General features: G+C 36.7%; 17 protein-coding genes. 8 read left to right on the top strand and 9 right to left on the bottom strand.

The window, feature by feature from the left end:
• Nucleotides 1–119: 119 nt before the first annotated feature.
• Nucleotides 120–539 (bottom strand): hypothetical protein, encoded by a 420-nt coding sequence (locus tag AC3WSO_RS03105; RefSeq protein ID WP_492528638.1) that lies wholly within the window; start codon nucleotides 537–539, stop codon nucleotides 120–122.
• On the opposite strand from AC3WSO_RS03105, the gene AC3WSO_RS03100 reads away from it, so the two are divergent.
• Nucleotides 478–663: a helix-turn-helix domain-containing protein gene (locus AC3WSO_RS03100; RefSeq protein ID WP_492534223.1), complete on the top strand. Its 186-nt coding sequence runs from the start codon at nucleotides 478–480 to the stop codon at nucleotides 661–663. The two genes, AC3WSO_RS03105 and AC3WSO_RS03100, sit on opposite strands and share 62 nt — an antisense overlap.
• A 138-nt stretch (nucleotides 664–801) precedes the next feature.
• Here AC3WSO_RS03100 and AC3WSO_RS03095 read toward each other — a convergent pair whose 3' ends face one another.
• A complete protein-coding gene (locus AC3WSO_RS03095) occupies nucleotides 802–1,350 on the bottom strand; it encodes an RNA polymerase sigma factor (protein ID WP_079563731.1) in 549 nt (182 codons plus the stop codon).
• A gap of 433 nt (nucleotides 1,351–1,783) precedes the next feature.
• Here AC3WSO_RS03095 and AC3WSO_RS03090 point away from each other — a divergent pair, with 433 nt between their 5' ends.
• The 3 genes from AC3WSO_RS03090 (at nucleotide 1,784) to AC3WSO_RS03080 (ending at nucleotide 4,364) form a co-directional block, all read left to right on the top strand.
• Entirely contained in the window at nucleotides 1,784–2,653 is an 870-nt protein-coding gene (locus tag AC3WSO_RS03090; RefSeq protein WP_492528636.1) for a DMT family transporter, read from the top strand.
• A gap of 248 nt (nucleotides 2,654–2,901) precedes the next feature.
• Complete coding sequence (locus AC3WSO_RS03085) at nucleotides 2,902–3,699, top strand: MerR family transcriptional regulator (RefSeq protein ID WP_492528634.1); 798 nt, start codon at nucleotides 2,902–2,904, stop codon at nucleotides 3,697–3,699.
• Nucleotides 3,700–3,719: 20 nt separating this feature from the next.
• Nucleotides 3,720–4,364 (top strand): methyltransferase family protein, encoded by a 645-nt coding sequence (locus AC3WSO_RS03080; protein WP_492528632.1) that lies wholly within the window; start codon nucleotides 3,720–3,722, stop codon nucleotides 4,362–4,364.
• Nucleotides 4,365–4,805: 441 nt separating this feature from the next.
• Here the strand turns inward: AC3WSO_RS03080 and AC3WSO_RS03075 are convergent, their stop codons facing one another.
• Entirely contained in the window at nucleotides 4,806–6,149 is a 1,344-nt protein-coding gene (locus AC3WSO_RS03075; RefSeq protein WP_492528630.1) for an arsenic transporter, read from the bottom strand.
• 826 nt (nucleotides 6,150–6,975) lie between these two features.
• Here AC3WSO_RS03075 and AC3WSO_RS03070 point away from each other — a divergent pair.
• On the top strand, nucleotides 6,976–7,650 hold the full coding sequence (locus tag AC3WSO_RS03070) for a DUF2642 domain-containing protein (protein WP_492528628.1): 675 nt from the start codon (nucleotides 6,976–6,978) through the stop codon (nucleotides 7,648–7,650).
• A 719-nt stretch (nucleotides 7,651–8,369) separates the two neighbouring features.
• Here AC3WSO_RS03070 and AC3WSO_RS03065 read toward each other — a convergent pair.
• From AC3WSO_RS03065 to AC3WSO_RS03055, 3 genes are all read right to left on the bottom strand, one after another.
• A complete protein-coding gene (locus AC3WSO_RS03065; RefSeq protein WP_492528626.1) occupies nucleotides 8,370–8,969 on the bottom strand; it encodes a hypothetical protein in 600 nt (199 codons plus the stop codon).
• A gap of 558 nt (nucleotides 8,970–9,527) precedes the next feature.
• Nucleotides 9,528–9,947, bottom strand: coding sequence for a M23 family metallopeptidase (locus AC3WSO_RS03060; RefSeq protein ID WP_492528624.1), 420 nt, complete (start codon nucleotides 9,945–9,947; stop codon nucleotides 9,528–9,530).
• A gap of 226 nt (nucleotides 9,948–10,173) precedes the next feature.
• Nucleotides 10,174–10,812: a DUF2306 domain-containing protein gene (locus tag AC3WSO_RS03055; RefSeq protein ID WP_492528622.1), complete on the bottom strand. Its 639-nt coding sequence runs from the start codon at nucleotides 10,810–10,812 to the stop codon at nucleotides 10,174–10,176.
• A 435-nt stretch (nucleotides 10,813–11,247) separates the two neighbouring features.
• Here AC3WSO_RS03055 and AC3WSO_RS03050 point away from each other — a divergent pair, with 435 nt between their 5' ends.
• On the top strand, nucleotides 11,248–12,630 hold the full coding sequence (locus AC3WSO_RS03050; RefSeq protein ID WP_492528620.1) for a dipeptidase: 1,383 nt from the start codon (nucleotides 11,248–11,250) through the stop codon (nucleotides 12,628–12,630).
• Nucleotides 12,631–12,677: 47 nt separating this feature from the next.
• Here AC3WSO_RS03050 and AC3WSO_RS03045 read toward each other — a convergent pair whose 3' ends face one another.
• Nucleotides 12,678–13,250 carry a nitroreductase family protein gene (locus AC3WSO_RS03045; protein ID WP_492528618.1) on the bottom strand — a complete coding sequence of 191 codons (573 nt, stop codon included), beginning with the start codon at nucleotides 13,248–13,250 and terminating at the stop codon, nucleotides 12,678–12,680.
• Nucleotides 13,251–13,346: 96 nt separating this feature from the next.
• Entirely contained in the window at nucleotides 13,347–13,841 is a 495-nt protein-coding gene (locus AC3WSO_RS03040; protein WP_349661549.1) for an amidase domain-containing protein, read from the bottom strand.
• 171 nt (nucleotides 13,842–14,012) lie between these two features.
• Between AC3WSO_RS03040 and AC3WSO_RS03035 the strand changes: the two genes are divergently transcribed.
• Nucleotides 14,013–15,035, top strand: a complete 1,023-nt coding sequence (locus AC3WSO_RS03035) for a DUF2804 domain-containing protein (RefSeq protein WP_492528616.1) — start codon at nucleotides 14,013–14,015, stop codon at nucleotides 15,033–15,035.
• A gap of 441 nt (nucleotides 15,036–15,476) precedes the next feature.
• On the opposite strand, the gene AC3WSO_RS03030 is transcribed toward AC3WSO_RS03035, so the two are convergent.
• Entirely contained in the window at nucleotides 15,477–16,196 is a 720-nt protein-coding gene (locus AC3WSO_RS03030) for a glycerophosphodiester phosphodiesterase (protein ID WP_492528614.1), read from the bottom strand.
• A gap of 249 nt (nucleotides 16,197–16,445) precedes the next feature.
• On the opposite strand from AC3WSO_RS03030, the gene helD reads away from it, so the two are divergent.
• Nucleotides 16,446–18,683, top strand: coding sequence for an RNA polymerase recycling motor HelD (gene helD, locus AC3WSO_RS03025; protein WP_492528612.1), 2,238 nt, complete (start codon nucleotides 16,446–16,448; stop codon nucleotides 18,681–18,683).
• The last annotated feature ends 493 nt before the right edge of the window (nucleotides 18,684–19,176 follow it).

The following is a 19,176-nucleotide window of genomic DNA, read 5'->3' as shown; positions in this document are numbered from 1 at the left end:
AACCGCCCCCTTCCCCCTCTGTTTGTACATCATTAAAAGGGTAAAGATTTCTCCTCACCCTAAAGCTTTATATCATATTTACCTCGGCATAATTGCGTCCGGAATCCGCATTCATCTCACTAAACTAGATTTGGCACTTTCACTTCTTCTGGAATACCACATACATACTGTTTCTCAGTTTTTAAATTCTCAAATTCCCCCTTCGCTTTTTTAATTACATCAGGATTTAGTAAGGAATCCATCGCAGCTCCTGCCATTGCTTTTGCCGCGTAATGCATTCCTTTCATGCCGAGTGAAGATCCAAAAGCAGCAGTTGCTTGCCAAGTATGCACTTGGACCCCATATGGAGCACAAGTTGTAAATACCTGACCAAGAGGAGCTATCCACGAAACGTCCCCTAAATCGCTAGAACCTTGCATGGATTGTCGAAAAGTTTGCGGCACATGAAATACTTGCTCCACCAATACTTCCTCACTTATTTCATTTGGTACAAAAGATTGCTGGGCGGTAACTCGTTCCATATCGAAAACGGCTTCCACCTTACACCTCCACCAAAATACGCTATACCATCGACTCGAAAAAATCGAACAACTGTTAAATCGAGATTTACACAACCCAGCACATTATTTAGAAATTCATTTAGCCTTGCATTTAAGTGAGTGACTTTAACTTCTTCCAGCGATCAAAATCCTCATCAAAAAAAGATGCATCGCAAAGTAATTTTGCAATGCATCTTTTTGGGGATTGGCCGAACGAATACTTCCGTCTAAGTAATACTGCTAGTGCGACCAATGCATTTCATCATGCTGGTAGCACTGACTCTACGATGGCTACATCGGCCATCAGCATTTCTTTCAAACGAGCTTTCGCACGGAATAAACGAGATTTCACAGTACCAATTGAAACTTTCATAATTGTAGAAATTTCAGCAAGTGAATATTGGTCTATGTAGAAATACCATAAAGTTTTACGATAGATTCCATCTAGTTGGCCCATTTTATCCTGTACTAATTGAGTAACAATATCTTTTTCGATTTTTTCTTCAGTTGAAATGTCATTATTGGGAACCAAATCTAAAATCGGTACGTCTAATGTTTCAGGTTGGTTCATCATGTATTTACTACGTCGTGTTGTTTTACGATAACGATCTCTAAATGTATTCATTGTAATTGTTGTAAGCCAAGCTTTAATATGCTCCACCTCGGCAACGCTATTCTCATAGCGTACAACCTTTACCCATACTTCTTGCATTAAATCTTCAGCTTCTACAGTATTGCGAGTAAGTTTTAAACATAAGTGGTATATGTAGCGATTAAATTCCTCATATACGCCTTCTAATTTTTCATTCATTTTGTATTCCTCCGCTTCTTGTTCTTGCTTCTATATACATTCTCGCAAAATAATGTATTACACTCTATCGTATTGGCTTTCAATTACATTACAATCGTGTAAGCTTAGATCCTTTCACTTGTAATATTCGTAAATAATGTTTTATTACTATATTTATTTTGCGGAGGAAAGCTTCATAGTACGCCCCTTCTACTTTGTTTTCATTGTACTTCCAATAGCATTCTCTGATTCAATATTCTGAATTTAGATCATTTTTTCTCTCAAACGCTAAAAAATGTTATATGATAAATGAAATATAATAGAAGGAGTTGGCTAATGATGATCTTCTCACCATTATTTGAACATGATGTACCTGAAGTGATTCTCCCTTAACGGAGAATCTTCATATCTCCGTTAAGGACAAGAATTGTCTAGAGATAACGGAGGGGAAAACATGAAAAAAACCTTAGTAGGTTCCTTATATTTATCACTTGCTGCTAGCATTTGGGGCGGCATGTATGTAGTCGTTAAAGTAGTTGTCGATACTATACCACCTTTAGAATTAGTATGGCTGCGCTATATGATTGCCATCATCGCGTTGTTCATCATCGGCACTATGACAAAACAATCTTGGCGAATCAAAAAACGGGACTGGCTGTTAATCTTTATGATTGGGCTCATCGGAAATACAATTTCTATCGTTGCCCAAGAAATAGGTACTATGCTGTCTACTGCTCAAATGGGCGCCATCATTACAGCAACGACACCGGCATTTATGGTTGTATTTGCGAGATTCATTTTAAAAGAAAAAATCACGGTAAAAAAAGCTGTTTCTATTATTCTAGCGACATTCGGTGTCTACATGATTGTAGGTCGTGCACATATCGAATCCTCCTATCAATTAGGTGGAGTTGCTCTACTAATCGCTGCCCTCACCTGGTCATTGATGTCCGTTCTTATTAAACGAGTACCGGAGCAGTATTCACAAATCGTTGTCACAAGCTACGGAACACTTGTCGCTATCATTGTTTTAACACCTTTAGCCATTCCGCGACTACTAAAATTAGACTTCCACACTATGGTAGAACCATCCATCTGGGGTGGCCTACTTTACTTAGGCGTTATCTCAACAGCGTGCGGTTTCTTACTGTGGAATCGCGGATTACAGATGCTCAATGCCGCAAGTGGCGGTCTATTTTTCTTCTTTCAACCAATCGTTGGCACCTTCCTAGGATGGCTATTACTCGGCGAACAAATCGGCGTATTCTTTTGGGTTGGCACTGTATTAATTTTTAGTGGCGTACTATTGGTTATTCGCGAATAACCAAAGCTGAATGATATTTGAACGCCCCCGTAAAAGTTAGATATCAATCTAACTTTTACGGGGGGTTTTTATGGGGAAAGTAAGTGTTGAACAACGTATTCAAGCAGCCCATCAGACGCCCCAAAGAAACTCCATATTATGATACTCCCAATTCTACCACCACCTCGTATACCATAAAAAAATTTAGCTACTTTGATTGACCCTCCCCTTACAGGAAGCATTATATTTAAAATCAGGAGGTGATTGTTATGCTTACAATCGGTGAGTTTTCAAAGATCTCACATCTCACATCGAAGACTCTTCGCTACTATGATGAAATTGGACTTTTAAAACCTGCTTTCATCGACGCTAAAAACAACTATCGCTATTATAATATTTCTCAATTAGAAACAGCTTTATTGATTACACGCTTAAAAGGCTATTTATTTTCGTTGGAAGAAATTAAGGTTATTTTCGCTAATTGGGAGGATACTGAACTTCTTAACTCCAAAATGAAAGCCAAACAAGAAAATCTGACACAACAGATTGCATTTTATTCTTCGTTATCAAAAAAGTTAAAACATGATATTCAACTATTAGAGGAAGAGAAAAATATTATGGGTTATTTAGATCAGATTGAGATTAAACTTGTTGATCACTTAACCTATCATATATTATCTTCACAAAAACAAATAAATACCGCTGATTTTCTAAAACACTTCAATGAGTTGTTTAGCAAAATTTTGTTTAAAAATTTATCACCTATTGCCAAGCCACTTGCTATTTTTCATAGTTCAGAATATGAACCTGAAAATTATGATGTAGAAATTGCGATTCCTCTTGCAATGGCCACCAATAAAACAAAAGTGTTTAATCCTGGTCTTTGCGCAATGGCTACTCTTATTGGCTCTTACGATGAATTACCTTCTATTCATACAAAGCTGCATGTTTGGATTGATGAAAATAACTATAAACTGAACGGTGCTCCGTTTGAAGTTTACCAAACGGACCCCTATAGCACACCAGAGGAGAAAAATATTACAGAAGTATATTTCCCCATCAAATAAAAAATGAAGGAGGATCTTACATGTATGGTATTAACAAGTCAACGATAAAAGAAAAACTCATAATTTTAGTTGCTGAGATTATCTATTTAATCATTACCTATTATCTACTTTTCATTACATATGACAAATCAGTCATTTCACTAGGCCTTTTTATTGCTTTAATTATTACAGCTTTACGATTAACAGCTATGATGTTTATGTGGCTGCCTAGGGGTATTTCATGGCAAGAAGCCATCATGAATAGTCTAGCTTTCGGGATTTATTATTTAGGTTTCCCTATTTTAATGATTACTAGTAATCAGAATCCAAACTTAACAGTACTTATTGTAGGCTGGATCTTATTTTTAGGGGGCAGTATGTTAAACACAGTTTCAGAGTTACTTAGAAAACCGTTTAAAGAGAATCCTAAAAACAAAGGTAAACTATATACAAAAGGTTTATTTAAATATGCGATTCATATTAATTATCTTGGAGATTGCCTTTGGGTACTAGGCTTAGCGCTAATCTCTAACAATATGTATAGTTTGCTTATCCCTCTAGGTTTATTCTTAGTATTTATTTTTGGTTATATCCCAAAATCTGATGATTACCTACAAAACAAGTACGGAGAACAGTTTACATTATATAAACAAACAACTAAAAAACTAATCCCTTTCATTTGGTAAGTCGTAACTAACTATGAAAATGGTGTAAAAAAGATCACCTATTGTTGTAGGATGATCTTCTTTAATTCGTTAACCAATCACCATTTCGACGCCAATTTCTTATCCATATAAGAAAAAGCCTTCCCCTGTAGTTACAGAAAAACTCAAAATCAGTTTAAAACAGTTCACAAAGGTGTAGAGAGAGTTGTAGATGTGTAGTAGAGAGTCTACGAAAATTGCAGACTCTCATTTTTAATACTCAGCACCTAATGTATGATTTAAAGTCACCTTTTTACCACAATTGTTAAAGCTTAAAAAACCGATTCTAAAGTACCGTTGGTTTACAAATTAAAATAGTTATTTATCCCATCTATTTGGTTACTAACAAATAAAATTGTAATCGTGTTATAACAATTTTCTCGAATAATCATATATTTAATCTAGGTTTGCTTTTCCATCGCGTTAATAAAAGAGCCATGTTACCCAATAGTATAAAATGACTAATGTAAAGATGACTGTAGGAGGAATCACGATGATAGTAACTTTAATGTATTCCCACCATGTGATTTTTACCTTACCGTTCCTTACGATGTGCATCCACATTAGTGTTGCAAGGGTACCCATAGGAAGTAGTAGTGCACCTATGTCACTTCCAATAATGTTTGCTAAATAAGCGACTTTCAAGGAAATAGGATCAAGCCCCATATTGGTTAACGTAATAGTTCCTACCATAAGCGCTGGATGATTATTGAAAATATTAGAAAGCACTGAAAGTAGTACGCCCATTAAGACGCTCGTATTGAGTAGGTTTTCGGAAACCAATGGACGCATAAATTGAATTAGCCATTCCGTTAAGCCAATATTATTGAGACCATAGATGATGACGTACATACCAAATGCAAAAACGATAATATACCAAGGTGTTTTTTTCAACATATCACCTGGTGGTATTTTTAAATAAGCCCATCTCCATCCTAAAAGAACGAGAGATCCAATTACCGCCACAACAGAAACTGGAATTCCTAAAAACGAGGCGAGGAACAGACTTATCCGAACGCCAAATACAAATAGAAGTACGTTTAGCATAAACCTAGTACGCTTTGCCTTCGAATCTCCTAGAGCAATTTGTTTAAGTGGATGATAAGAAGGTAGTGACATCCCTGATACATTTGTTGGAACAGTTTTAGGTATGTTTTTTTTGAAATATAAAAACAGTAAACCAACAAGGAGTAATAAACCAATTGTTGCAGGAACAAACATCATTGCTGTATGTGAATACAAACTCATATCGACAATTTTTAATGCAATTAAATTTACGATGTTACTTACCCCGATTGGAGCACTGGATGCTGTTGCAATTAAACCTCCAGAAAGTAAATATGGAATCTTTTGATGATTATCTAATCCCATATTGTTTAATAACATAATTAGAATTGGTATTGCGATTAAAATACTACCGTCATTATTCACGAAGAGTGTCATGAGAAAGCATAAGAGATTGACATACCAGAATAATCGAATGCCAGATCCATTTGCTTTCTCGGCAAGCAGCTCTGCAACCCAGTTAAAGAACCCAAAGCTTTCTAATACAATCGCCATAACAATTGTAGCTATAATGGTAATCGCAGCATCACTGATAGTTTGTATAATCGTGAAAAGGTCTGTCATAGTTACACTACCGCAAAGTATTACTATAATCGCACCTACCAATGCAGGAATAGCTTCATTCATATTTCTAGGTCTCCAAAAAATGAAACCAAGAGTAACTAAAAATGTCAGTATCGTTATTATTTCAAATGTTTGCATAGTATTTTCACCTTCATGCAGTATTATTTAATTCTGAAAATAACATGTTATTAAAATAATAGGCCCTTACCTCTCATTCATTAGGTTAGCGATGCTGTCATAGTATAAATATGTAAAAAGTTAAAACACCTTTAGTTTTACACCTATTTTCTCTAATATTTATACTAAATTACTCAAATATTAAAATAGTATTCTGTAAAGAAAAGGCATGATTTACTTTTGTGTTGTTGAAAGCGAATATAAAAAGCATGGGTTCAAACAAAAGCTGAACTCATGCCACGTATTTTTCAAAATAGGTTTGGGATAAAGAGACTTCTAAAATAGTAGTTAGATTCTTAATTTCAACCGAACAAATAATTCATTATTAAACAATCAGAGATGTTTATCCGAATAGGATGAACGCTTTTTTTATTGTTAAAGAAACTATAAAGTAGTTGACTATAGGATTAATCAATTCAATAGAAACCAACCATTTTTAGGGCGATTAGGAAATTCACGCTAACTTTGCGAACCACTTTAGCACAGTATAGCCATAAAAAAATACGGACATAAAAGCAATTTCAAATGAATAAGTTGTGATGATTGGTTTGTTGCGTTTATGGATTGGGGATTAGAAACGTTACTTTTACAAGTTACAAGTCTCGCACATGTAATTAGAGGAAACACCAGGTGCATTATCGACACCTGTTTGTACCCTAGCGACACTAACGTTGATGTTCATTTTGAATAACCGAGAAATTAATTAAATTAGCTTAATGGTTAATTTATTTAGTTAGTAATTGCGGATAGTTTTAGTACTTGAAAAGAAAGGGAGGTAAATTTGATTATGTTGCAAAATCTAAATAAAGAAATTGTTGTAATTGAACTCTCGGGACGAAAGATATTAAAAGGTTCAGTGATTGATTCGAGTAGTGACATTATGGTGATATATAATGGAAGTATGTTTGTCTATATACCAATAGACCATATTCAAACTTTAGAAATAGATTATGACAATGAAGATAATGTTCAACAACCTTCAGAAAGACCGACATTTAATTCTCAAGTGTCTAATAAAGAACTAACTCTTACAAATATACTTTCACATGCGAAAGGAATACATGTGGAGATTTCTGTAACAAAAAACCTAGCGCTACATGGGGTTATAACGTCTGTTATGAATGATTATTTTGTATTTGAGTCTCCCATTTACAAAACAATGTTCATTTTAACAAAACATTTAAAATGGCTCATTCCATATTCTAGGGATCAGTTTCCTTACGGATTAAGTGAAAATGAATTTTTAAGTCTGTCACCTATTAAGAATCCGTCCCTAAACAATACATTCGAGTCTCAAATTGACCAACTTAGAAATCAACTCGTTGTGTTAAATCTTGGAAAAGAATTTTCCCATATAGGTAGAGTAATAAATGTAAATGGTCAAATTATTGAGATACAAAATGGGAAATCGAATTCAACTTATTTTAACCTTTCACATATTCAAACTGTTCATCAAGTATAAGATCTATGTGTTCAGAAAAGGAGGTTTTTCTAAGTCTCCTTTTCTGATTATTTTTTATAAAACGACGCCTACTCTGCAATGTAAACCACAATTATGAAGTAGGGAACGATAATCCAAGATAACTTGATTATGAATAGAGAAATTGTTTTTAGTTCCCTTTTATCAAAGCAACTGGGGACGTTGATTTAGGAAAGATTGAAAATTTTTGTTGAAGTTTTTGCACTAATCGGCTATGTGCTTAGGTCTGCAAATATTCTTCACGCGAAAGCGTTAGCGCCAGCAGCACGATATAGAGTTGAAACATCTAAATAGTTCGATTCACCATAAGTAAAAGCTGAACTAATTATTCATATTAGTTCAGCTTCAAATCATTTTATTAAAATGTCACATATTATATAAGACATTATGTTTTATGGATGTATTATAGTTGAATAGGCATACCTCAGTTAAATCTATAGAATTGAGCATAAGAGAGGACGTGTCCGAAATGAGTCAAAAAAAGCACAGGCAAAATCCAGCACCAACACTAATTGTACATACGGATTGAGGTTCTGAAATATACAAGTGAAGCTTTTGACCAGCGCTACAGAAATACGAAATGATTCCGTCATTTAGCCAAAAAGAATGTCCATATGACAATGCGTGCATTGAATCATTTCGTAATCGAACTATCCAACATTCCTATTGGCCGCCTTATGTTTTATAAGTCTATAAAACCGTCATCTTCTTCTATTTCTAGTATTTCTTCCTCTATCATTCGCCGTTTTTTCATTCTTTGATTTATTGTTATTTTCTGTCATCTTATTAGAACTTTCATTACTATCATCTTTATTTTTATCTTCATTTTTATTTTCATTTGTATTTTCTTGATTTTGCTTTCCTTCATCAGCTTTTTCACTAGTTGTTCCTAAACTAATATTGCGAACATGATACATTGCCAGACGAATAATTTCTTCCTTAGAAAAAATAGAAATATAATCATCTGTCACTTCATCCATTATTCCTTCTAACATTTCTGGGCCACCACGATTCACTTTAACCCAATGATGTCGTAGACTACTTACTACTGTTTTAAAATCAGGTGCAAGTAAGTACGAGTCTGTTGCAGGATCTTCAACACTAAATTCCATCCCATCTCTTGAATTAAGAGTAATGCTTTTAATATGCTGTGTTTTGTAATAAACAATTCCATCTTTTTCTGTTAATAACACAAAATGATCGTCTTCAGCAGCCATTAACTTCCCTATACGTGATTCAGGTCCTCCCCTATCCACTCTTATAACTTTATTCATTAACGTAAGCAGAAGATCTTTATTCATTCTTTTAGCCTCCTAATAGTATTGTCTTGTTATCTATATGTGTACTCGAATAATAAAGCTATGTAAAATGCCCATCTAGGTAAAAATATATAACATCTGATTTGGGTTCTGGGTCTGTGTCCATAAAGGAAAACTACAAATATAACGGTATTTACTTTACTATTAAATTGTCACAAAACTTTTTACCTTCTATCGCCATTTTGTACATAATAAAAGCCACACCCTATTGGATGTGACTTATAATAAAATTTTACTAATCTCATTTTGAAGGTATCGCATATAGAACTGTCGCAGTAGTCCATTAGGAAATGCTCTATCCCTGTGGTAATTTTCATGTATAGGCCATTCTATCACCTCTTGAATAGAGTACGTGCGCAAATACATAAATTTAAAGATTTGAATTATCTTTTTAAAGAGTAATTTTAACCTTTATTCATCTCCGTAGCTGACGCTTTTCTCTCGCTTCGAATTAAGATATCGTGTCCCCTTGTATTGGCTCTTTACCATCTTTAAACAGAATACGAATGGACTTACCATATACAATATCAGAGGAATCCATTACCTGAAAGTGAATATGAGCTTCTGATGAATACCAGAGTTTCCGCACTTCCCAATAAGTTGCCCTTCTGTTACGATGTCACCTGATTTTACTAAAATCGAGTTCTTTTTAAAATGTGCGATCATACTAAATTCATTATTAGCATGTTCAAACACGACATAGTTTCCTGCTGCATTACGTTCATCCATTTCACCAGGGACATTATCTTTTATTCCATCTACAACTTTTACGACTTTACCATCTGCTGGTGCTATAATATCCTGATCAAAAGCATAGTAATTTCTATTTTGAATTGGGCTTTTTTGATAAGATTGTCCATCTTGAACTTTTACTAAATCGTAAGCATATCGCTGATTTTCATATACATAATGATAATTTACAAATTCATTCGTAGAAACACAAAAACAGCTACTCACCATGAACTACGAGAGCTGTTTTTGTGGTCAAAATAAAAAGCAACCACAATTCTGCAGCTGCTTGATTATACATAGCATGTTGTAAAAGGTTAAAGAATAAATGATTAAGATTTAAGTTTCATAGCTTCGCGCTCACTCCCCCAATGGATTTCAACGGTAGGATTGCGGTGGGATATTAATAGTATGTTAACTATTACTGGTCCCCATCATGGAGTGGTCTCGTTATTTGTTATTTAATTAAAGTGCCTGTTACTTGACGATTTCTATGTATAAGCAATTCTGCAACGATTAAATTCGGCACCCAACAAAGCCAAGCTATAATAACGTAACTGAGATTAAAATTTTCAAATCCAAATAGTACAGTAAACAAAACTAGCCAAATTCTTAATGTTACGGCTGCAAAAGTTAATGAATAATTTCTTATCATCCACTTTTGATGTTCATAAATTTTTCTATGTTTAATTTTTGATAGCGCTTGGAATGCTGTTATCATCCAGAATATAGATAGGAAACCAAAACCAAACTGTGACACCAAGCCACCTGTAGCAAAAAGTGCTAAATATAACCCTGAAACACTGCCGAATAAAATACCTATCAGATATATTTTCCCTAACATTCGATGACGATTGATATTTTTTTCTCTAAACTTCGAGAATAATGTAAAGGGACCTATTACTAACGCTATTACACTGAATACAATATGTATATAAAGCATAATGTACCAAAACGAATTCAATGTAGTAATAAACATAAGTTTCAATTTAACAAACCCTGCCTGATGTGCATCCATAATTAAATATTGAACAATGGAATACCCAGATATTAGAATAGCTAAGCCACTAAATATAAGCCAAGTTTTTTTATTCATTCTTCTGTCTCCTAGTATTTAATTTTCATAAATAATATCTCCGTTACTAATATTAATTCTTCCTCCTTTCTTTTAATTGAATTATCAAAGAACCCTCTTTCCTCTGTTCATAATGTAACATCAAATTTTTTAAAATTTTCTCTTTACATACTAAGTGGTAATAAATTGTATATAAGAGGTCTTATATTTTAAATAACATCTTAATTATTTTTAATTTCTTATTTATTGCGTGTACCACCTGTAAAAGTGGTCTTTTCGTTTTCCTTTCCAGACAGGGACTAGAGCAAGAATCGGTTTTGGTATTCAGCCAAACTGTACAAGCTGGTAGGGTTAATCATAATAAAAACGTTAGGAACCATTGCTACAGAAAGATTCCCCAACCACATTATGCTATACTATTTCTAGTATCGAAATATTTGAAAAGAGGGATGCTAGATGACAAATGTACAGCAGTTAGATGCGTATTTCACAAAACATCGCGAGGAACACTTAAATGAATTAAATGAATTTTTACGTATTCCAAGTATTAGTTCTTTATCTGAGCATAAAGACGATATACAAAATGCCGCAGAGTGGCTAGCGAACGCTTTTAAAAAGCTAAATCTTGAGAACATCTCTATAACGCAAACTGCAGGTCATCCTGTTGTTTATGCTGATTGGTTACACGCTGAGGGTAAACCAACTATTCTATTTTATGGTCATTATGATGTCCAGCCTGTTGACCCATTAAATTTATGGGAAACAGAACCATTCAACCCTACGATTCGTGACAACAAACTGTTTGCTCGCGGTGCTAGTGACGATAAAGGACAAGTGTTTATGCACTTGAAAATGATTGAAGCATTATTTGCGACAACTGGCACTTTACCAGTGAACGTGAAATTCATCTATGAAGGTGAAGAAGAGATCGGTAGTCCTAATCTTCCTGCCTATGTTGAGGAACATAAAGAGAAACTAGCTGCAGATTTAATTTTGATTTCTGATACAGGTTTATATGGACCTGGTAAGCCTGCTGTATGCTATGGATTACGTGGCTTAACAGGGGTTCAAATTGATGTTCGTGGTGCTAAAGGTGACCTTCACTCTGGTCTTTACGGTGGCGGTGTACAAAACGCTATTCATGCATTAGCTGACATTTTATCCTCTTTCCGTGATGAACATGGGACAATTCAAGTGGAGGGCTTCTACGACAACGTTTTACCATTAACGGAAGAAGAACGCGAAGCTTACCGAGCACTTGGTTTTGATGAAGAATCCGTGAAGGAAGAAGTTGGCGTGAAGGAATTATTCGGTGAAGCTGGTTATTCCTATTTAGAACGCACTTGGGCGCGCCCAACATTAGAGGTCAATGGTGTGTTTGGAGGCTTCTCTGGCGAAGGCATTAAAACAGTGCTTCCTGCTGAGGCTAGCGCAAAAATCACATGCCGTCTTGTACCAAATCAAGAGCCTGACGAAATTGTAGCACAATTAAAAGCACATATAGAAAAACATAAGCCAACTGGCGTTGAAGTGACAATCTCTGAATTTGATAAAGGTCGTCCATTCTTAACACCATTCGATCATCCATTTATCCAAGCTGCTGGTCGCTCATACGAAAAAGTATATAATGTACCAACTGCTTACACACGTGGCGGAGGATCAATCCCTATCGTGGCTGCCTTCGATGAAATTTTAGAATTACCCGTAGTGCTAATGGGCTTCGGCTTATCAAGCGAAAACTTCCATGCACCAAATGAGCACTTCCATCTAGAAAACTTCGATAAAGGATTACGTGTTTTAAGTGATTATTTATTTGAGGTTGCTGAACTACAAAAATAAAATCAAACAAATCCCCCCGTCTATTTTAACGAGGGGATTTTGCTATACTATTCTCCAAAAATCGTAACGATATCTGCTGATTTTTTACGTTCTTTCCCTTTTGGTGCTTCATCAAAATAACCAACTTGTAGCATCGCAATCACGCGCTCACCCGGCTGAACCTTTAGGGCTTCACGGAATTTCGGGTTATCTAAGAAACCAGGAGTTTTCCAGCATGAGCCGATTCCTTTATCCCAAGCTAGCAATTGAATGTTTTGAATAAAAATACTTGCCGCTCCGAAATCTTCTAATCGCTCTTTTTGTCGAGCATCCTCTGGAACGATTACAAATGCATAACCGCCTGGTAATGTGAATTTCGTCATTTGCTTCGCTAAATCTTCACTTGAAAGCTCCTGCCATTTCGGTATCGCTAAATCACGCAATAAATTATGAAGAGCAGATAACTCCTCACCACAAGCAACGACTAAACGCCAAGGCTCACGATTACCGTGATTCGGTGCCCATACCGCATCGTCAATAATAGCCATTAATTCTTCACGCTCTACTGGCTGACCATTAAATTTTTTAATAGAACGACGCTCAATAATCGCATCCCTTACAGATAAAACTTGTTCGCTCATATACTCATATCTCCTTCTATAACACTACAATAATAAAAATTTATCTTCTATCCCTCACATTATCACAAAATGATGAGCTTTCAAACTACTATCCCTTTAAGCAAAACTATCATCAATATGAATATAATAATAAGTCATGCTTGGCGTATAAGCCGTTGAATCTTCATAAAAATAAGGTCGATTAATACTATCTGAAGTGTGCGCATTAACATAAGGAATACCATTTTGAATACTAGTCACAATGACAGAATGGTCAACTCTCCCATCCCCTTGGAAATCATAAAAAATAATATCTCCAAGCTCCAATTCTTCCGCAGATTGGACACGCCTACCCTTCAACCCAGTCGTTGAGCCTTCCAAATACCATCTAAGGGAATGTGCAACAGACCAGCTAAAGCTCCAATTCCCATGCTGAAGCCACCAACCTTTCCCTCTGTTTGGAGCCCCCCGCATAGGTGCTCCCCCAGCAAGTAAACATTGAGATATATAGTTCGTACAATCAACAGTAAAATTCGGAAACGCTGGATTACGCCTGTTCCACCACAAGTTAGCATACTGCACAGCGGCCTGTCTGTTATACATTTTTGCCACACTACCCCTCCTTATGTTCAACATATGTATAAAGGGATCTTTCTATTAGCTAGGACCTTACTCATAAAAATGTCGAAAGTGGTCTTATTCGGCACTATCTTTGCTAGTTTTTGCTACAATAAGGGTAAGGAATTATAGATATTTATTTTATGATCAGAAGGGATGTTGAATGTGAAGCAGCATGCTGAGAAAGAAATTATACAACCCACTCTTTTATGCGATAAAAAAGGCGATTTAAATCCCGCTGCCATCGGATTTGCACGTAAACCTCTTATAAACAGCAATTTAAGTGGCCATATCATGCGCAAAAAGAAATGGAATTATTGGTGTGTCTACGGTGATGAGATTATCTTCTCTGCTACTATTAGCCATCTAGACTACGCAGCGGTCTGCTTCGTCTATTTCCTTGAATATGAAACACAGCGCTACTTTGAAAAAACAATTATAGTTCCATTGGGCGGAAAATTAAAAATGCCAACACAGGTGCTAGATTCAGTAACCTTCAAAAATAGTGAAATGATGATCGATATGACATATGTACTAAATGAAACCCATCTATCCGTTTCGATCCCAGACTTTGATGGAGATACTTTATGTGCAAAGCTTATCATTCAACATCCGCCTACAGACGAGTCATTGAATGTAGTCATCCCTTGGAACCGTAAAACATTCCAATTTACAGGGAAGCATCACACACTTCCTACTTCTGGTTTTGTGTCAATTGGTACTCGCCGCTTTACATTTTCTCCTGAGGAAAACTTCTCTGTACTAGAATACAGTCGTGGCGTATGGCCGCGTCAATCCACATGGACTTGGGGAATGGCCTCACAGCGAGTTCGAGGCAGACGAATCGGACTCAATTTAGGTGGTAAATGGACAGACGGCACCGGAATGACCGAAAATGCTGTTTTCGTTGAAGGCAAAATGACAAAAATACATGAAGATGTACTATTCAATTATAACCAAGAAGATTTAATGCAACGGTGGAAAATTAAAACTAAATTCACTAACCAAGTTTCATTAACATTCTCCCCATTCTACGAGCGTGTTGCCGTCACGAAAGCTGGCCTCGTAAAATCTGAAGTACACCAAATGTTTGGTTACTACGACGGCACCGTATTACTAGACAACGGCGAAACACTTGTCATCAAACAAATGCTAGGCAGTATCGAAGAGAATCGCGTTAAATGGTAATAACTATAAAAATTTAATTGCTTGCTATATTCTTTTCATCTTGGGATTTAACGCACTGAATTGCGCACCCTCAGCGCGTTAAATCCGAAAAGGCTATGAATAACGGCTTTCTGCGGATTTACTTGGTGGAGCTATCTATGAATTTTTGTAGAGCTATCGTCGCTTCGTGGCGCGGCTATCCACGTTTTCGATGGTTCTATCCACGATTCGGGCGCGGCTATCCACGTTTTCGATGGTTCTATCCACGATTTGGGCGGGCCTATCCACGACTTTAATGGTTCTATCCACGATTCGGGCGCGACTATCCATATCTTCGGCTTCTCTATCCGTCGCTTTGGCTCTTCTTTCCATCGCTCTCGCCTTTCTATCCGTCACTTCGGCTCTTCTTTTCGTCGCTCTAATTTCTTTCCGCCACTCCACCTAATCCATGCTCCAGCCATTCTACCCTATCAATGCTGATACGATCTTCTCGGGGTCATCTGTAAATATCCCCTGTACGCCAATCTGCTGTAATTGTTTTGCGTTCTCGACATCATTCACTGTATATACACGGACAGTCGTTCCTTCATTTAGAGCTTCTTGAACCGATTTCCGAAACGCTGTAGGTAAGCTGACGTGGATAGCGTTCGCCGGGATTTGAGCTGTATAGCTGGTAAAGTCAACTAAAATTTCTGCAAACAGGGCTGCTTTTTCAATATATGGCGCTCTTTGTGATATGATTTGAATAGACTCATGATTGAAGGAGGATATAATCACTCTTTCTGTCATTTGATAGGCAGCGATCTCCCTAATCACAAGGGCTTCTACCCCGTCATATGGAAATACATCGGTTTTGAGCTCAATGTTAATGCGATGGTTTGTGCCTGTAAACAGCTCTAATACATCTCCTAGAGTTGGAATGCTTTCATCTTCAAATTCAGCTGAAAACCATGAGCCAAAATCAAATGCACGAAGCTCTTGTAGTGTGTAGTCCTTTACGTAGCCAGAGCCGTTTGATGTACGGTCGATTGTTTCGTCATGAATAACGACTAACTCCCTATCTGCTGTTAAATGAACATCTAGTTCAATTCCTGTAATCGGAAGCTTCAATGCGGCCGTAAAAGCAGCCATCGTATTTTCAGGGTAATGTGCCGAAACGCCTCTATGGGCAAAAATATCCAATCTAATAACCTCCTAGTTCACTCACCTTTAGTTGGTGGAGCGATTTCCTATCATTCAATTTCTCTTGTTCTTCCATAAATAAGCCTATTACAATTTCACTTGCTGGTAAATATTATATATAGTAGTATGAGAATCTACATTATTTATACCTAGGCATCATCGCGTCCGGATTCGGCTTTGAGCTATGGTCTACTTTTCTCTTCAAAAAGTTTTATTAAAACATCATCAGTAATTAGGAGGTGCTAAAAAATGACTGCACAACATCCAGATTTTAAGGCTGAAGTGGAGCGGCTTGCTTTCACTAAACATTACATGCAGCAAATTTTAAATGAATCGCAAAGAGGTTTGCAATCTGCTCAGGAGAATATTCGTAAGTCGATGGCGGATCTTGATTATTTAGATTCAAGTTTGGGCTATAATAATATTTTGGCGAATGCTCGTTTTTTTGAAATGGCTCGAAACCAAAAAGAAGGCTTAGAAGCTATTCAAAAAAAGCCATACTTTGCCCGAATTCATTTTCAAAAGACTGGAGATCCTGAAGAATTTCTTTATATCGGAAAAACTTCTTTGTTTCATCGAGAAACGCATGAGCCGATTATCGTCGATTGGCGTTCACCGGTAGCGAATGTTTATTATGATGGTCGCCTTGGGGATATGGAATATGATGTTCGTGGAGAAATCCATAAGGGACATCTATTTGCCAAGCGACAATATAAAATTAAAGATGGTGAATTGCTTGATATCCGGGATATTGATTTAACAACAAACGATGAATTACTGCAAGAAGCGCTAGCTGGAAAAGCAGATGTGCGTTTGACCGAAATCGTTTCCACTATTCAAAAGGAACAAAATGAAATTATCCGAGCTCATCTTCGTCAACCGATTATCGTACAAGGTGCTGCTGGAAGTGGAAAAACAACCATTGCCCTACACCGAATATCTTACTTCCTCTATACAATGGGCGAGCATTTTAACCCTGAGCAGCTCATGATTTTAGCACCGAATAAGTTATTTATCGATTATATTGGAGATGTTTTGCCAGAACTTGGTGTCGATAAAATTTGTCAAACCACCTTTACCGATTACGTTCTAGCTGCGACTAAACTTAAACTGAAACTCCAAAACCCTAATGAGCATTTAGAATCTCTTGTTGCAGGTAACCCCCAACAGGTAGCTTCTTGGATATCCGAAATGAAAGGCTCTCTTTATTACCGTGATGTCATCGAACGCTACGTTCAAAAAATCGAGCAGGAAATTGCTAACCAATTTGAAGATGTTTTCATAGAAAAATATTGCATTATGCGTGCCTCCCATTTAAAGAAGCTATTTTTATATGAATTTTCTTATATGCCGATTGAAAAACGACTGGCACATATTAAAAAAGTGCTAGCAAGCCATGCGCGTCAAAAAAAACAAGCTATTTTAAATACGCTCCATAAAAAATATGATGAAGCACTTGGCAGAGCACTCGATGGATTCCGTGATGATGAAAAACGTCGTCGGGTTGTCACGAAGTTTATTGATGAGCGTGATGAGCGTATTCCTGCCATTGAAAAAGAGGCAAAGTCAACAGCCACTGTTTATATGCGACGCTTTTCAAAATATAACATCAAAACTCTCTATCGTTCCCTTCTAACAAATGATGAGCTATTATCAGAGCTTGCACCTGAATGGCATTATCTTGAGCAACAGCAATTTTTACAGGCACATGCTAAAGAACAATGGGTGCTTGAAGATTTAGCTGCCCTTTATTATTTACAAGCTCGCTTCAAGGGCATTCCTGATGAATGGAAAATGAGAGTCGTCTTTATCGATGAAGTACAGGACTATAGTTTATTTCAGCTTGCTGCTTTAAAAACAGGACTGGAAACGGATATGTTTACGATGGTCGGTGATTTAGCGCAAGGAATTCACAGTTATCGTTCCCTTACTGCCTGGGAACCTGTCCAAGATCTATTTCCTAGAGCAAGCTTTAGAACACTTCAAAAAAGCTATCGAACGACCATTGAAATTATGGAAGTAGCGAACAAGGTTTTAGCACAAATGGATGAACAGCTTCCATTAGTAGAGCCGGTAGTTCGTCATGGCAATGTCCCTACCTATATAGAGGCTCCATCATTTGATGCCCTGCAAATACAAGAAATTTTTGAGGACATTCGAGGCAATGGACATCATTCCGTTGCTTTAATTTGTAAAACGACTGCAGAGGCAAAAACAATGCAGCAAGCATTAAAAGATAAAAAAATTGCTTCTCAGCTTTTAACTGAAAACGAGTCTATTAATCAGGATTTACTACTCGTTGTTCCGAGTCATTTAGCAAAGGGTCTTGAATTTGATGCTGTGATCGTAGCCGCCTTCGATACACCTTTCTACGATACAAAGGTTGATCGAAAGCTACTGTATGTGGCACTCACTCGAGCAATGCATGAGCTGTATTTAATTGGTCCAACCAAAAATACTTTTCTATTAGAAAATGAACAGATGTAAATCAATTTCGCCTTGGCGTAATTGCGTCAAGGATTTTGAATTGTGTTTGCAAAATTCATTCCTTTGAAAATCCGTGACATCCGCCGGAGGCTTTAGGCAAAGTGATGTTGGTCACTCAGTCGTTGCCACAGGACGTGGCGTTCTTAGACTAAGTTCCTCTATTTAAGTAGGTGTTTGGACACCCACTAAAAAAGAAACACATCTACATTCATCTCGACACCGTCAGAGGTGGAAGTCTTCTACTGAATAAAGATAAAAAAGTCGCCTTCATAGCGACTTTTTTTTGCATCGAACATTCAATACCCATTTATCAATTCCGAGGTGGTAAACGGTAAAACCTCCCTCTGGATAAGTACGCTTTTACAACTTTCCACCATGACCTTGGTGCTTCCCTTGGAGGAGACTTCTTTTTAGGTAGTGCCGGCATGCGCATGATAACGACTCCTTTCATAGGCTTCCTAATACTATATGAAGATAGTTACAAATTTATGAA

The sequence above is a fragment of the Lysinibacillus sp. EB106-09-02-XG168 genome, assembly GCF_058791475.1.
The sequence above is the reverse complement of the archived record's forward strand: the minus strand, read 5'-3'. Positions and strand labels throughout refer to the sequence as shown.

Bases quoted from the DNA above. Each gene is read 5' to 3' on its own strand.
- AC3WSO_RS03065 (WP_492528626.1), bottom strand. From the start codon at position 8,969: ATGAATAAAGATCTTCTGCTTACGTTAATGAATAAAGTTATAAGAGTG.
- AC3WSO_RS03045 (WP_492528618.1), bottom strand. From the start codon at position 13,250: ATGAGCGAACAAGTTTTATCTGTAAGGGATGCGATTATTGAGCGTCGT.
- helD (WP_492528612.1), top strand. From the start codon at position 16,446: ATGACTGCACAACATCCAGATTTTAAGGCTGAAGTGGAGCGGCTTGCT.
- AC3WSO_RS03080 (WP_492528632.1), top strand. From the start codon at position 3,720: ATGTATGGTATTAACAAGTCAACGATAAAAGAAAAACTCATAATTTTA.
- AC3WSO_RS03055 (WP_492528622.1), bottom strand. From the start codon at position 10,812: ATGAATAAAAAAACTTGGCTTATATTTAGTGGCTTAGCTATTCTAATA.
- AC3WSO_RS03095 (WP_079563731.1), bottom strand. From the start codon at position 1,350: ATGAATGAAAAATTAGAAGGCGTATATGAGGAATTTAATCGCTACATA.
- AC3WSO_RS03060 (WP_492528624.1), bottom strand. From the start codon at position 9,947: ATGGTGAGTAGCTGTTTTTGTGTTTCTACGAATGAATTTGTAAATTAT.
- AC3WSO_RS03090 (WP_492528636.1), top strand. From the start codon at position 1,784: ATGAAAAAAACCTTAGTAGGTTCCTTATATTTATCACTTGCTGCTAGC.
- AC3WSO_RS03085 (WP_492528634.1), top strand. From the start codon at position 2,902: ATGCTTACAATCGGTGAGTTTTCAAAGATCTCACATCTCACATCGAAG.
- AC3WSO_RS03050 (WP_492528620.1), top strand. From the start codon at position 11,248: ATGACAAATGTACAGCAGTTAGATGCGTATTTCACAAAACATCGCGAG.
- AC3WSO_RS03075 (WP_492528630.1), bottom strand. From the start codon at position 6,149: ATGCAAACATTTGAAATAATAACGATACTGACATTTTTAGTTACTCTT.
- AC3WSO_RS03070 (WP_492528628.1), top strand. From the start codon at position 6,976: ATGTTGCAAAATCTAAATAAAGAAATTGTTGTAATTGAACTCTCGGGA.